Here is a 14,228-nt window from a genome sequence, read left to right as displayed (position 1 = left end):
CCAGCGGCCTCCCTTTCGACCCCGTCTAACGCTGTTGCCGGGCAGTCACCCAGCCACAACCGATCGACCAGGCCGGAAACCCCGCGCCAGCGACCAATCACGGCCTGCTGTCCCGGCTGTCGCCGCACTCAGCCCCGGCCCCGCAGCGGTTGAGAACGGCTTCCAGACCAGCCGCGCGCAGAAAACCGCCAAGAGAGACTTCCCCGAGAAGATCGGCGGCGCATCCCGTCCGCAGGCCATGGCACTCTCCGAGCAACGAGCCTGCCGACCAGCGAAACCAGTGCCCCCGACGGGGTTCGAACCCGCACTGGGTCGATTTTAAGTCGACTGCCTCTGCCAATTGGGCTACGGGGGCCCACCCACCCTAGCGAACCCGCCCCAGGACACGACAAAGCCGGGCCGCCCGAAGGCGACCCGGCTTCACCACGACAACCAACTCAGCCCTTGCTGGCCCGGTTGAACTCTTCCTTCGGGTTGTTGATCTGCCCCAGCGAGATGACCTCCCGCCGGAACAACCCGCCCAGCATCCAGTCGAACAGGATGCGGATCTTGCGGTTCCACGTGGGCATCGCCTTGAGGTGGTACGCCCGGTGGAAGAGCCACGCCGGGAAGCCCTTGATCTTCAGGTTCAGTGCGTCCGCCACGCCCTTGTGCAGGCCGAGGCTCGCGACCGCGCCCAGGTTCTTGTGGTAGTAGTCCTTCGGCTGTCCACCGCGGATCACCTTGATGATGTTCTTCGCCAGCAGGCGGGCCTGGCGGACCGCGTGCTGGGCGTTCGGCGGGCAGGTGGCCGTCGGGTCCTGCTCGGTGCGCGAGAGGTCCGGGATGGCCGCGTTGTCGCCGGCGGTCCAGACGTCCGGGTGGCCGACGACCTGCATCGCCGCGGTGGCCTCGACGCGGCCGCGCTTGTCGAGCGGCAGGTCCGAGCTCGCGAGGACCGGGTTGGCCTTCACGCCCGCGGTCCAGATGATCGTGTCGGTGTCGAACTCGGTGCCGTCCGAGAGCACGACGTGGCCGTTTTCGAACGACTTCGCCGCGGTCGACAGGTAGACCTCGATGCCGCGCTTCTCCAGCTGCTGCACCGTGTACACGCCCAGCGTCTCGCGCACCTCGGGCAGGATCCGCCCGGCCGCCTCGACCATCACCCAGCGGATGTCCGACGGCTTGATGTTCGGGTAGTAGTTCTCGACCGCGAAGCGGGTCATGTCCTCGAGTTCGGCCAGCGCCTCGATGCCCGCGAACCCGCCGCCGACCACGGTGAACGTGAGCAGGCGCTTGCGCAGCTCGGGGTCGAGCGTGCTGGCCGCCTCGTCCAGCTTGGTCATGATGTGGTTGCGCAGGTAGATCGCTTCGCCGATGGTCTTGAAGGCGATGCCCTCCTCGGCGAGACCCGGGATCGGCAGGATCCGCGCGACGGCGCCGAGCGCGACCACGAGCACGTCGTAGTTCAGCGTCTCGACGTGGCCGTCGGCGGCCTCGACCGTGACGGACTTGCGCTCGTTCTCGATCTTCGTGACCCGCGCGGTCAGCACGTGGCAGCGCTTCAGCACGCGGCGCAGCGGCACGACCACGTGCCGCGGCTCGATCGCGCCGGCTGCCGCCTCGGGCAGGAACGGGGCGTAGGTCATGTGCGGCTGCGGGTCAACGACGGTCACGGAGGCCTCGTTGGCGCGCAGCATCTTCTGAAGCCCGTACGCGGTGTACAGGCCGACGTATCCACCACCGAGGACGAGGATCCGAGTCGGTTCCGACTTCGCAGCAGCCATGTACCTATAGTCGCACTTCCGAAGCTGCTTCGCTCGGGTACCCCACCCCGCTGTGACCAGCATCGCCACGCTGGTTGTCACGATTCAGATGAGGCCCGCCGCCGAGGCCGCGGCGGTGAACGCGGTCACCACCATGGGCTGTGTCACACGACCGGTCTGGACATTGCGCGGTGACACGTGGTAACAGCCGAACACCGCAAGGTCGCCGAGCTGCAGCCGGGCGCCGTGCGCGAAGGCCGGACGGGGTTTCGGCACCGGCCAGCCCGCCGCCGAAAGCACTGGCAGGAGCGCTTGCCAGCCGAACGCGCCGAGCACGACGATCGAACGCAGGGTCGGCCGCAGCAGGTCCAGTTCGTCGGCCAGCCAGTGCCGGCAGGTGTCCCGCTCAGCGGGGGTCGGCCGGTTCTCCGGCGGCGCGCAGCGGACCGGCGAGACGAGCCGGGTGCCGCGCAGCGTGAGGCCGTCGCCGATGGCGGCCGACACCGGCTGCGACGCGAGACCGACCTCGTACAGCACGCGGAAGAGGAAGTCCCCGGACGGGTCGCCGGTGAACATCCGCCCGGTGCGGTTGGCCCCGTGCGCGGACGGCGCGAGCCCGACCACGGCCAGCGCGGCGTCCTCCGCGCCGAAACCGGGCACCGGCCGCGCCCAGTACGGCTCCCCGGCGAACGCGGCCTTCGTCCCGGCCACGCCTTCGCGCCACTCGACCAGCCGCGGGCACGCGCGGCACCGCACCAGCTGCGCGTCGAGCTCGGCGAACGTGCGCATCGATCTCCTCCGCTCGGTGTGCTGCCACGGTAACGCGGGATAGGTTGGGGCCATGGCCGACACCACCGCGGACGAGACCGCCGAGAAGACCAAGGACGAGGAGACGAAGGCGGCGGAGCCCGTCGACGACCTCGTCACGACGCAGCACACCCTCACCGTCAAGCGGCGCAAGCTCGCCTACACCGCCCAGACCGGCCGGATCGTGCTCCGCCAGGAGGTCAAAAAGGACGGCAAGTTCGAGGGCTACCAGGCCAAGGCCGAGGTGTTCCTCACCGCCTACACCCTGGGCGACGCCGACCCCGGCACGCGGCCGGTCACCTTCGCCTTCAACGGCGGCCCCGGTTCCTCCAGCATCTGGCTGCACATGGGCCTGCTCGGGCCGCGCCGGGTGCTGTCCGGCGACGTCGACGACCCGGTTCCGCCGCCGTACGGGCTCGAGGACAACCCGGAAAGCCTGCTCGCGCACAGCGACCTGGTGTTCATCGACCCGGTCCAGACCGGCTACTCGCGGGTGGCCGAGGGCGGCGAATCCCAGCCGTACACCGGATTCCAGGGCGACGTCGAATCGGTCGCGGAGATCATCCGGCTGTGGGTTTCGCGCAACCAGCGCTGGCTGTCGCCGAAGTTCCTGGCCGGCGAGTCGTACGGCACGCTGCGCGCGGCCGCGCTGGCCGGGCATCTGCAGGAGCGCTACGGCCTGTACCTCAACGGATTGATGCTCATCTCGTCCGTTCTGGACCTCGGCACGTTGCGCTTCCACGAGGGCAACGACCTGCCGTACTCGCTGTACCTGCCCACGTACGCGGCGATCGCGCACTACCACGGCCGTCACGGCGACCGTCCGCTCGACGACGTGCTCGCCGACGCCGAGGACTTCGCCTCGAAGGAACTGCCGTGGGCGCTTTCCCGCGGCGCTCGGCTGTCCACTCAGGACCGGACCGAGGCGGTGCAGACGCTCGCGTCGCTCACCGGGCTCAGCGAGTCCTATGTGGACCGGGTGAACCTGCGGATCGAGCACGTCCGGTTCTTCACCGAACTGCTGCGCGACCAGGGCAAAACCGTCGGCCGGATGGACGGCCGGTTCACCACGTGGGAGCCGGACGGCGGCGTCGAGCACATGAGCGACGACCCGTCGGTGTCGCGGATCATCGGCGCCTACTCCGCCGGGTTCAACCACTACGTGCGGGCCGAACTCGGCTACGAGAACGACCTGCCGTACGAGATTCTGTCCACCGAGGTGTTCAAGGCCTGGTCCTACAAGGAGTTCGAGGGCCGATCGGTGTCCGTTGTGGACACCTTGAGCGCGGCGATGCGGGCCAATCCGCACTTGCAGGTCCACGTCGCCTTTGGACACTACGACGGCGCGACGGCGTACTACGCGTCCGAGTACGTGCTCGCGCAGCTCAAGATTCCCGAGGAACTGCGGGAGAACATCGACACGGCTTACTACCCGGCCGGGCACATGATGTACGTGCACGAACCGTCGCGGGTGCAGCAGTCGAAGGATCTGGGCAAGTTCGTGAAGAAGGCGTCCAACCGGTGACCTCGTGAGTGCCTATGCCGGTTAGAACCGGCATAGGCACTCACAACCAGTCGTGCTCCCGCGCGTACCGCGCCGCCTCGTGCCGGGTCCGCGTCTGCGTTTTCTGCATCGCGTTGGACAGGTAATTCCGCACGGTCCCCGCCGCCAGATGCAGCTGCGTCGCGATGTCCGCGACCGAATACCCCTCCCGCGTCGCCCTCAGCACGTCGATTTCCCGTACTGTCAACGGACAATCGTCCACCACGGCGAGCGCCGAGACGTCCGGGTCGATCCAGCGTTTGCCCTCGGCCAGCGTCCGGATCACCTCCGCGATGTGCGCCGGTTCCGCCGATTTGCTGACGAATCCCTGCACGCCGAGCTTCAGCGCCTTGCGCAGCACGCCCGGCCGTGCGTGCCGGGTCAGCATCAGGACCACCTGCTCCGGCCGCTCCCGCCGGATCCGCGCGACCGCGCCGAGTCCGTCCACATTGGGCATCTCCAGGTCGATCACCAGCACGTCCGGCCGATGCGCCAGCGCGGCCCGCACCGCCGCCTCGCCGTCCTCCGCCTCGGCGAGCACGGTGATCTCGCCTTCCATCGGCAGCAGCGCGGCCATCGCCTTGCGGAGGAGGGCTTCGTCGTCGGCGAGCACCACCGTCGTCATCGCGCCCCCTTCTCGGGAAAGGACGCGGCGGTCACGAATCTGCCGTCCTTCTGTTCCACCGTCAGTTCTCCGCCCTGATCCGCCAGCCGGTCCGCCAAAGTGGACAGTCCACTCAGTACCGGCGCGGCACCGTCCGCGACCCCGTCGTTGACGATGCTGATCCCCGTTTCGGTCAAGGTGATCCGCACCTGCCGGGCTTGCGCGTGCCGGAGGATGTTCGTGGCGGTCTCGCGCAGCACCTGGCCGAGCAGCTCGTCCGCCCCCGTGCTGACCTGCGCCTGCCGGTCGATCCGCACGTGGATCCCGGCCGCCTCGAAGAGGTTCTTCGCGTTCTCCAGCTCCGCGGACAGATTGAGCCGCCGCTGGGCGTAAGCGAGTTCCTTGGTCTGCACGATGGTTTCGCCGACGAGAGCGTGCACCTCGCGCAATTCCTCCTGGGCCCGGTCGAGATCCCGGTGCAGCAGCTTCTCCGCGAGCGCCACCTTCAGCTTGACCACGTGCAGTGTGTGTCCCTGGATGTCGTGCAGCTCGCTGGCGAACCGGACGCGCTCCCGGACCACCGCCAGCTCGGCTTCCTTCTCTCGGGACTCTTCCAGTTCGACGACGAGGTCGTAGAACTTCTGGCTGGCGAACATAAACGCCGTCGACAGCGCCGCGGCGATGGCCGGCGACACGACGAAAGCGAGCACTCGCGCGCCGGCCTTGTCGTCGTACATCAGCAGATTCGTCGCGCCGATCGCTCCGGTCAGCACCGCGAGGCCGACCAGCGCGGCGAGCCGGTGCCGCACCAGCGGCGGGATCAGGAACGAACCGACCATGGTCAGCCCGAAGAACGCCGCGCTCTGGTCGCTGAGCGCCCCGGCGAGCCAGACGAACGCGGTCAGCACCAGGCACGGCCGCGCGACGCGGAGGAAATCGCCGGCCGTCCAGCGTTCCGCGGTGACCACCGCGGCCAGCAGCCCGACCAGCTGGATGACGACGTGCCACCAGGTCTTCGACGCGAAGGCCACCAGCGCCACCCCGACGAGCAGCAGCGGCGGCATCACCGTCATGAGGTTGAGCCGTCGCAGCCGGTCCTGGACCGCGCCGCTGGCCCACGCCGTGCGGCGCGTCCACGGGGGACGGATCTCGATCATGGTGCTCCAGCCTCGGCCGCGGAATTCGGACCCAGCATGCCGCAGCCGCCCGGGCCCCACCAGTGACGCTGCGTCATGTTTTCGGCTGACGTGACCGCACTACTCCAGACCTGCGGAAACGGCTGGAATCGGAGCATGTCCACGACCCCAGTCATCGCCGTCGACCGGCTGAACCTCACCTACGGCGATTTCCAGGCCGTGCGCGACCTCTCGTTCCAGGTCGCCCGCGGCGAACTGTACGCGCTGCTCGGCACGAACGGCGCTGGGAAGACCTCGACGCTGGAGACTGTCGAGGGGCACCGGGCACCCAGCTCAGGCACCGTGCGAGTGTTCGGAAAGGACCCGCGCGACCGGGCTTCGGTGCGTCCCCGGATGGGGATCATGCTGCAGGAAAGCGGTTTCTCGCCGGACCTGACCGTGCGGGAGTCCGTCCAGCTGATCGGCAGCCTGACCCAGCGCAGCGACACCGTCGAGCGGCTGCTCGGCATCACCGACCTCACGCGCAAAGCCACCACCAGGGTCTCGCAGCTCTCCGGCGGCGAGAAGCGCCGGCTGGACTTCGCGACCGCCGTGTACGGAACTCCGGACCTGGTCTTCCTCGACGAGCCGACCACTGGTCTGGACATCCAATCGCGTGACGCGCTGTGGAAGGCGGTGGACCGGCTCCGCGAGGACGGCACCACCATCGTCCTGACCACGCATTACCTCGAGGAAGCGCAGCAGCGCGCCGATCGCATCGGGTTGATGCACCAGGGCACGCTCAACCGCGAAGGCACCGTCGCCGAACTGACCCGGACGCTGCCCGCGACCATCCGCTTTGGACTTCCAGCGCATTCGCCGGCACCACCGCTGCACGCGACCCGCGAAGAAGACGGCCGGTTCCTCATCGAGACCTTCGACCTGCAGAAAGACCTGCACACCCTGCTCGGCTGGGCACAGGACCGCGCCGTGGAACTGACCGAACTGGAGGCCGGACCGACCCGGCTCGACGACGTCTTCCGCGCCATCAGCAACGCGTAATCACCGAAAGGTTTCCCCATGCTCTCGATTGCCCGCGGCGAATTGATTCAGCTCTTCCGGAATCGCCTGGTACTAGTCACCGCATTGATCCTGCCGGTCGCGTTCAGCGCGTTCTTCATTTCCCGGCACGAAACTTTCGCCCAGCTCGGCAGCCTCGGCTACATCGCGGCACTCACGCTTTTCTTCATCACCGCGATCGGCCTGTACACCACCACCGTCACCATCCTCGCCGCCCGGCGGCAGAACCTGTTCCTCAAGCGCCTGCGCTCCACCGCGGCGAGCGACCCCGGCATTCTCGTCGGGCTGCTCCTCCCGATCACCGCGCTCACCACGATCCAGGTCGGCGTCATCCTCGGCGTCCTCGGCGCGGTCGCCGGCGCGCCGAAGAACCCGCTGCTGCTGGTCGTCGCGGTCGTCGCCACCATCGCCATGATGGTCGCGCTCGGCCTGGCCACCGCCGGTCTCACGAACTCTCCGGAGCACGCCCAGGTCACCACGCTGCCGGTCACGCTCGCGGTCCTCGCGGTCGCAAGTTGGATCGGAATCACCGGAACCGAACAGCTGTCCCTGCTGAAACGCCTTCTTCCCGGCGGCGCGGCCACCGAACTCGTATTGAATTCCTGGAATGGCGGAACCTCGGCCGCCGACTCACTCGTCCTGCTCGGCCCGATCGCGGCGTGGCTGATTCTCAGCGGCACCCTGGCGGCCCGACTATTCCGCTGGGAACCGCGCCGGTGAAACCCCTTCCGGGACCGAGGAGACCGGAGTAACGTCGGCGTCGCTTCCGATCGTCGACGTGTCCGCGGCAGCCGAATGTCCGGGTGCCCAGCTGATTTCGTGCGCTTTCCCGTCAGTTTCCTGAGTTCGCTTGATCTCGGCAAAGGATGGAAGACAGTGCGAAAACAACTATTCGTCGCGCTGGCGGCCGCCGCGTTGACGGCGCCCGCCGCTCCGGCGTACGCGGCTCCCCCGAAGCCCGGGGTGAACTGGGGAGCGTGTCCGGCCGACGCCGCCGCGCCGCCGCAACTGCAGTGCGCGTCGATCCAGGTGCCGCTGGACTACCGGCATCCGGGCGGAAAGAAAATCAGCATCGAGGTCTCGAGGCTGCGGAGCACCGATCCGGCCGCTCGGCGCGGAGTGCTGCTGTTCAACCCGGGCGGCCCGGGCGGTCCTGGCTTGACCTTTCCACTGGACCTGGTCCGGTCCGGCGTCCCGACCAGCGTGCTGGCCCGGTACGACCTGATCGGCTTCGACCCCCGCGGCGTCGGCCACAGCAGTCCGGTGAACTGCGGCCTGACCCCGGAGCAGCTGGTGATCGCTCCGAAGTACGCGCACACCGAGGCCGACGTCGTCGCCGCCTCCGCGTTCGCCAAGGGGATCGCACAGCAGTGCGCGGCCTCGGAATCCGCCCCAGTGCTGCCCTATCTGACGACCGCGAACACCGCGCGGGACATGGACCAGATCCGGGCCGCCCTCGGCGAGGCTAAGATCTCTTACCTCGGCTACTCGTATGGCACGTACCTCGGCGGGGCATACGCGACGCTGTTCCCGAACCGGACCGACCGGATGGTGCTCGACAGCGTTCTCGGGCCGGGCGGGTACGACGTCACCGCGGCGCGGCGGTTCGCCGAAGGCATGCAGGACCGCTTCCCGGACTTCGCGAAATGGGCCGCCGTCCGCGATTCCGTCTACGGTCTCGGCGCCACCCCGGCCGCCGTCACCGCGACCTTCGGAAAGCTTGCGGACAAACTCGACAAAACCCCGGTGGCCGGGATCGACGGTTCGTACTTCCGGCTGGAGACGCACAACCTGACCTACCAAACCCAGGCATTCCCCAGGCTGGCGCAAGCTTGGCAGTCGCTCCTCGCGAACCAGGTACCGCCGGGCGCGGTGCCGCCTGCCCCGACGCCCGCCGAACAGAGCGAGACCGGCACGATGATCTCCATTCTGTGCGGGGACAACGCGTGGCCGCGACAGATTTCGACCTACCAGGAAAACGTCGCGCACGACCGGGCGAAGTACCCGATGCTCGGCGGCTTGACGGCGAACGTGTGGCCGTGCGCGCGCTGGCCGAAGCAGCCGATCGAACCCCCGGTGCAGTTCAGCGACCAGGGTCCGGCGAACCTGTTGCTGGTCCAGAACACCCGGGACCCGGCGACCCCGCTGTCCGGCGCGCTGGAAACCCGCGCGCAGTTCGGTGGCCGGGCCCGGATGGTCACTGTGGACCAGGGCGGCCACGGTGCCGCGCTCCCGTACACGAACAGCTGCGGATTCGGCGCCGTCGCGGAGTTCCTGGTGAACGGCACGCGTCCGGACACCGACAAATTCTGCGGCGCCGAAACGAACACTCGCCGGCTCAGCCAGCAGCAACAGGAGGCGGCCGACCGGATTCTCGACCGGATGACGCGACACTGAACCGGCGATGGGCGGGACGATGAAAAGACGGTGGGGCAGGGAATTCCGCCCCACCGTCTTTTCCGTCCCGCGGTCAGCTCTCGACAAAGGAAGGAAAACCGTGCGAAGAACATTGCTCGTCGTACTCGCCGCCGCCGCGTTGACCGCGACGGCGCTTCCGGCATCGGCTGCTAAACCCGCACTGCACTGGGGCCTGTGCCCGGCCGACATTTCCTCTCCAGTACTGCAATGCGCGGCCCTCCAAGTGCCGCTGGACTACCGCAATCCAGCGGGCAAGAAGATCAGCGTCGAAATCTCCCGCCTCCCCAGCAGCGACCCAGCCAAACGACGCGGCGTCCTGCTGTTCAACCCCGGCGGTCCCGGGGGCCCCGGACTGACCTTCCCGCTGACCTGGGCGAGCCTCGGCGCACCGGCAAGCCTGCTCGCGGAGTACGACCTGATCGGCTTCGACCCGCGAGGAGTCGAGCACAGCACCCCGGTGAGCTGCGAGCTGAGTCCTGAACAGCTTGTGCTCGCGCCCAAGTACGCGCACAACCGCGAAGAAGTCGCCCAGGCCTCGGCAACTGCGAAGCAGATCGCCCGAAAATGCGCCGATTCGGCCTCCGCGCCGATCCTGCCGTACATCACCACCGCGAACACCGCCCGAGACATGGACCAGATCCGCGCCGCCCTCGGCGAAGCTAAGATCTCCTACTACGGCCTGTCATATGGCACCTATCTCGGCGGCGTATACGCCTCGCTGTTCCCGGACCGGACCGACCGCGTAGTGCTCGACAGCGTCGTCGGGCCGGGTGGTGTCGACGTCACCACCGCACGGCGCTTCGGCGAAGGAATGCAAGACCGTTTCCCGGACTTCGCGAAATGGGCTGCCGTCCGCAATTCGAGTTACGGTCTCGGGGCCACTCCCGCCGAAGTCACCGCGACCTTTTTCGCTCTCGCGGACAAGCTCGACCGGCACCCCGCAGGAGGCCTCGACGGCTCCCTCTTCCGGTTGGGCACGCACAGCCTGAGCTACCAGACGTTCTCCTTCCCCCGGCTGGCGCAGATCTGGCAAGCGCTTCTCAATGACCAGCCCGGCTCGGCACAGCTGCCCGCCGTGAATGCGGACCAAAGCCAGCGATCCACCATGATCTCGGTGCTGTGCGGGGACAACGCCTGGCCGCGGCAGATCTCGACCTACCAGGAAAACGTCGCGCACGACCGGGCCAAGCACCCGATGCTCGGCGGCTCGGCGGCGAACGTCTGGCCCTGTGCGCATTGGGCCAAGCAGCCGCTCGAACCCCCGGTGCAGTTCAGCGACCAAGGACCCTCGAATCTGCTGCTGGTCCAGAACCTGCGCGACCCGGCGACCCCGCTGTCCGGTGCGCTCGAAACACGCGAAGCGTTCGGCAATCGGGCGCGAATGGTCACTGTGGACCAGGGCGGCCACGGCGTGGGACTTCCGTTCCTGAACGGTTGCGGTTTCGCCGCCGTCACCGACTACCTGGTGCACGGAACCCGCCCGGCCACCGACAAATTCTGCGGTGCCGAAGCGAACGCTCGCAGCCTCAGCGAGCAGCAACAGCAGGCAGCCGACCGGTTGATAGATCAACTGCGGCAGTACTGAACCGACGATCGACTAAAGAAGGAGAACCGTGCGAAGAACATTGCTCGTCGTACTCGCCGCCGCCGCGTTGACCGCGACGGCGGCACCGGCGTCCGCCGCTCCTCCCTCAGTGCACTGGGGCAAGTGTCCGGCCGACATCTTGGCTCCAGCACTGCAATGCGCGTCGCTCGAAGTACCGCTGGACTACCGCAATCCAACCGGCAAGAAGATCAGCGTCGAAATCTCCCGCCTCCCCAGCAGCGACCCGGCCAAACGACGCGGCGTCCTGTTGTTCAACCCGGGCGGCCCCGGTGTACCCGGTCTCACTTTCCCGTTGGAAATGACTCAGTTAGGCATTCCCACGAGTCTGCTCGCCGAGTATGACCTGATCGGCTTCGATCCGCGCGGAATCGAGCACAGCAGCCCGGTGAGCTGTGACCTGAAACCGGAACAGATCCTCGCCATCGTGCCGAACTACGCACACAACCCCGCCGAAGTCGAAGCGGCCGCGGTAACCGCCAAAAAGATCTCGCGGCAATGCGCTAGTTCGGCCTCGGCGTCGGTCCTGCCGTACATCACCACCGCGAACACCGCGCGAGACATGGACCAGATCCGCGCCGCCCTCGGCGAAGCTAAGATCTCCTACTTCGGCCTGTCATATGGCACCTACCTCGGCGGCGTATACGCCACCCTGTTCCCGAACCGGACCGACCGCGTCGTGCTCGACAGCGTTCTCGGACCGGGCGGGTACGACATCACCGCGTCCCGGCGCTTCGCCGAAGGCATGCAGGACCGCTTCCCGGACTTCGCCAAGTGGGCCGCTGTCCGCGATTCGAGCTACGGTCTCGGCTCCACGCCAGCCGAAGTCACCACGACCTTCTTCCAGCTCGCCGACCACCTTGACCAGCATCCCACCGCGGGATTCGACGGTTCGCTTTTCCGATCGGCAACACACGGCCTGATCTACCAGACCTCGACGTTCCCCCTGTTGGCGCAGCTATGGCAAGCCTTCCGCACCGGCCAGGCGCCTCCGTCTGGTGCGCTGCCGAGCACCACCGGGCCGGTCCAGAGCCAAGTGGGCACGATGCTCTCGGTGGTATGCGGCGACCACGCGTGGCCCCGGCAGATCTCGATCTACCAGGAAAACGTCGCGCACGACCGGGTCAAGTACCCCATGCTCGGAGGCTCGACCGCGAACGTCTGGGCGTGTGCCTTCTGGCCGTATCAGCCGATCGAATCGCCGGTGCAGTTCAGCGACCAAGGGCCGTCGAATCTGTTGCTGCTCCAGAACCTGCGCGACCCGGCGACGCCGTTGTCCGGCGCGCTGGAAACCCGCGCGCAGTTCGGCGACCGGGCGCGAATGGTCACTGTGGACCAAGGAGGACACGGCGTCGCTCTGCCCTCCTTGAACAGCTGCGGCTTCAACGCCGCCGTCGACTATCTCGTGCGCGGTGTCCGTCCGGCGACCGACAAATTCTGTGGCGCCGAAGCGAACGCCCGAACGCTTACCCCGCAACAACAGCAAGCAGCCGACAAGATCATAAACCGGCTGCGGCAGTACTGAAAGCAGGTGGTGGGGCGGAACACCCGCCCCACCGCCGCTCGCTCAGCGCAGGAACGCCGAACCCCGCGTCACCGCGGAATAAGCGTCCACCGAACCATGTCCGTAGAAACCGTTGAACGACGCGTCACCCAAGCAGGTAGCCGTGAACGAAGCGTCCCGGCCCTCCTTCAGGTAATCGACCGTCCGCGGCACCGGGCACGCGATCGGCGCGGCAGTGCCTTCCAGCACCCGCTGCACCGTGTCCGGGTCCATCGAAACCGAATGCCCGGTCTTCTTGCCGTACTGGGAAACGATCAGCGCGGCGACCCCAGTCGCATGGGGAGCGGCCATCGAAGTCCCTTGCAGCCACTGGTAATAGCCGACCCGGCCGTCCGCCGCCGTCGCCTTCTGCACGCCGAGCGCGACGCCGGCCGGAGTCACATTGCCTTCCGCGTCGATGTTGCCCGCCGCCACGCCGACATTGCGCGGGTACGTGGAAAGGATCTCGTTCTCCACCGTCCGGTACCACGGCGTGCCGTAGCCGTCCCGGAAGAATCCGCCCGGCGCGGAAACGGAAATCTGCTCGGTCCCGTAGTTCGAGTAATCCGCTTTCTTCTGCGTCGGACCGAACGAGCCGACACCGATCGTGTGCGGGCCTTCGACCGGCAGCGAGAAGCACGAGGAATTGTCGATCTTACGCGGGTGCGTCCCGTTCGCCGGATAGTCCGGGCTCGTCACGTCGTCGTGCGGCGCGGCCAGCTCGTCGTGCTGGTTGCCGAGTGCGACCACCATCGTCACGCCCTTGCCGTGCGCGTAATTCAACGCCCGCGTGGTCGCCTCGATGACCGTGCGCTGTTCTGCTTGCTCCGCAGCGGAATCCGCCGGGTTCGACCGGCAGTTGTACAGCCACGGGTCCACGTAGAAGCTCATGTTGACGACGTCGAGTCCCGCGTCGCCGGAATACGTCAGCGCGTCGACCGTCGGCTGCAGGAAGAAATACCCGGAATCCTGTCCGGCGCGGACGTTCACCAGCGTCACATTCGGCGCCACCCCGGACACGCCGAATCCATTGGCCGCCGCGGCGATCGTGCCGGCGACGTGCGTGCCGTGGCCGTTGTCGTCGTGGTCCACCGGGTCGACACAGCCGCGGTATTCGCACGGTCCGTCGACCACAGTGCCGTTGACGTCGGCGACGATGTCCTTGGTGAAGTTGCGCGAATCGGCTTTGTCGAAGTTCGGCGCGATGTCCGGGTGACTGCCGTCGACACCGGTGTCGATGATGCCGACCTTCACCCGCTTGTCGCCCGCCTGCTTGGTGCGCGCGAGGTCGGAGCGGGTCGATTTGAGGCCCCAGAGCTGATCGTCCAGCGGGTCGGTGCCGACCGCCTTGTTCGCCGCGGCCTTGCGCGACACCCTGCCGCGGCCTTCCTTCTCGACCGCGTCCGGCTTCTCCTTCTTGCCCGCCTTCGGCGCGCTGCCGATCGCTTTCGCCTTGGCCGCGCCGAATACCGCGCGGTTGGCCGAAACCCGTTCAGCGAAGCCAGAAGCGGGCGCGGTGGCGGTGATCAACCCGACCGCGGCATTGGTCGCGACAATCGTGCCGCCCGCGTCGCGCACGGCCTGCTGCGCGGCAGCGACACTCTGGCCGTCCCGCGCCAGCACGCTGAATTCCGTTACCGGGCCGGCGGGTTGGGCCGACGCCGCCGGAAGAGCGACGCCGGACACCGCACCGAACAATGGCACCGCGAGTGCCACTGCGAGCAATCTTGGTCTTTTCACGAGTCCTCCTCAGGAAAACCGATAATGCAA

Annotated in this window: 11 protein-coding genes and 1 tRNA gene; 6 read left to right on the top strand and 6 right to left on the bottom strand. The window is 67.6% G+C overall.

Annotation, left to right across the window (positions count from 1 at the left end):
* Positions 1–281: 281 nt before the first annotated feature.
* From F9C12_RS29515 to F9C12_RS29505, 3 genes are all read right to left on the bottom strand, one after another.
* A tRNA-Leu gene (locus tag F9C12_RS29515) sits at positions 282–355 on the bottom strand.
* A gap of 82 nt (positions 356–437) precedes the next feature.
* Complete coding sequence (locus F9C12_RS29510) at positions 438–1,766, bottom strand: NAD(P)/FAD-dependent oxidoreductase (protein ID WP_409185033.1); 1,329 nt, start codon at positions 1,764–1,766, stop codon at positions 438–440.
* Positions 1,767–1,850: 84 nt separating this feature from the next.
* Positions 1,851–2,534 (bottom strand): uracil-DNA glycosylase, encoded by a 684-nt coding sequence (locus F9C12_RS29505; RefSeq protein ID WP_409185032.1) that lies wholly within the window; start codon positions 2,532–2,534, stop codon positions 1,851–1,853.
* 52 nt (positions 2,535–2,586) lie between these two features.
* On the opposite strand from F9C12_RS29505, the gene F9C12_RS29500 reads away from it, so the two are divergent.
* Positions 2,587–4,077, top strand: coding sequence for a S10 family peptidase (locus tag F9C12_RS29500; protein WP_409462524.1), 1,491 nt, complete (start codon positions 2,587–2,589; stop codon positions 4,075–4,077).
* Between the two features lie 40 nt (positions 4,078–4,117).
* Here the strand turns inward: F9C12_RS29500 and F9C12_RS29495 are convergent, their stop codons facing one another.
* A complete protein-coding gene (locus tag F9C12_RS29495) occupies positions 4,118–4,720 on the bottom strand; it encodes a DNA-binding response regulator (RefSeq protein ID WP_409185030.1) in 603 nt (200 codons plus the stop codon).
* A complete protein-coding gene (locus F9C12_RS29490) occupies positions 4,717–5,856 on the bottom strand; it encodes a sensor histidine kinase (RefSeq protein WP_409185029.1) in 1,140 nt (379 codons plus the stop codon). The genes F9C12_RS29495 and F9C12_RS29490 overlap by 4 nt, the downstream gene beginning before the upstream one ends.
* A 135-nt stretch (positions 5,857–5,991) precedes the next feature.
* On the opposite strand from F9C12_RS29490, the gene F9C12_RS29485 reads away from it, so the two are divergent.
* From F9C12_RS29485 to F9C12_RS29465, 5 genes are all read left to right on the top strand, one after another.
* A complete protein-coding gene (locus F9C12_RS29485) occupies positions 5,992–6,876 on the top strand; it encodes an ABC transporter ATP-binding protein (protein ID WP_409462523.1) in 885 nt (294 codons plus the stop codon).
* 18 nt (positions 6,877–6,894) lie between these two features.
* A complete protein-coding gene (locus F9C12_RS29480) occupies positions 6,895–7,614 on the top strand; it encodes an ABC transporter permease (protein WP_409462522.1) in 720 nt (239 codons plus the stop codon).
* 156 nt (positions 7,615–7,770) lie between these two features.
* Complete coding sequence (locus F9C12_RS29475; RefSeq protein ID WP_409462521.1) at positions 7,771–9,291, top strand: alpha/beta hydrolase; 1,521 nt, start codon at positions 7,771–7,773, stop codon at positions 9,289–9,291.
* Positions 9,292–9,391: 100 nt separating this feature from the next.
* On the top strand, positions 9,392–10,897 hold the full coding sequence (locus tag F9C12_RS29470; protein ID WP_409462520.1) for an alpha/beta hydrolase: 1,506 nt from the start codon (positions 9,392–9,394) through the stop codon (positions 10,895–10,897).
* A 28-nt stretch (positions 10,898–10,925) separates the two neighbouring features.
* A complete protein-coding gene (locus tag F9C12_RS29465) occupies positions 10,926–12,440 on the top strand; it encodes an alpha/beta hydrolase (RefSeq protein WP_409462519.1) in 1,515 nt (504 codons plus the stop codon).
* A gap of 42 nt (positions 12,441–12,482) precedes the next feature.
* Here the strand turns inward: F9C12_RS29465 and F9C12_RS29460 are convergent, their stop codons facing one another.
* Entirely contained in the window at positions 12,483–14,198 is a 1,716-nt protein-coding gene (locus tag F9C12_RS29460) for a S8 family serine peptidase (protein ID WP_409462518.1), read from the bottom strand.
* Positions 14,199–14,228 lie beyond the last annotated feature (30 nt).

The sequence above is a fragment of the Amycolatopsis sp. GA6-003 genome (assembly GCF_046267895.1).
Classification (GTDB): Bacteria; Actinomycetota; Actinomycetes; order Mycobacteriales; family Pseudonocardiaceae; genus Amycolatopsis.
The sequence above is the reverse complement of the archived record's forward strand: the minus strand, read 5'-3'. Positions and strand labels throughout refer to the sequence as shown.

What these genes read in the sequence shown, in the direction of transcription:
- F9C12_RS29485 (WP_409462523.1), top strand. Translation starts at nt 5,992, where the DNA reads ATGTCCACGACCCCAGTCATCGCCGTCGACCGGCTGAACCTCACCTAC.
- F9C12_RS29500 (WP_409462524.1), top strand. Translation starts at nt 2,587, where the DNA reads ATGGCCGACACCACCGCGGACGAGACCGCCGAGAAGACCAAGGACGAG.
- F9C12_RS29490 (WP_409185029.1), bottom strand. Translation starts at nt 5,856, where the DNA reads ATGATCGAGATCCGTCCCCCGTGGACGCGCCGCACGGCGTGGGCCAGC.
- F9C12_RS29480 (WP_409462522.1), top strand. Translation starts at nt 6,895, where the DNA reads ATGCTCTCGATTGCCCGCGGCGAATTGATTCAGCTCTTCCGGAATCGC.
- F9C12_RS29495 (WP_409185030.1), bottom strand. Translation starts at nt 4,720, where the DNA reads ATGACGACGGTGGTGCTCGCCGACGACGAAGCCCTCCTCCGCAAGGCG.
- F9C12_RS29505 (WP_409185032.1), bottom strand. Translation starts at nt 2,534, where the DNA reads ATGCGCACGTTCGCCGAGCTCGACGCGCAGCTGGTGCGGTGCCGCGCG.
- F9C12_RS29510 (WP_409185033.1), bottom strand. Translation starts at nt 1,766, where the DNA reads ATGGCTGCTGCGAAGTCGGAACCGACTCGGATCCTCGTCCTCGGTGGT.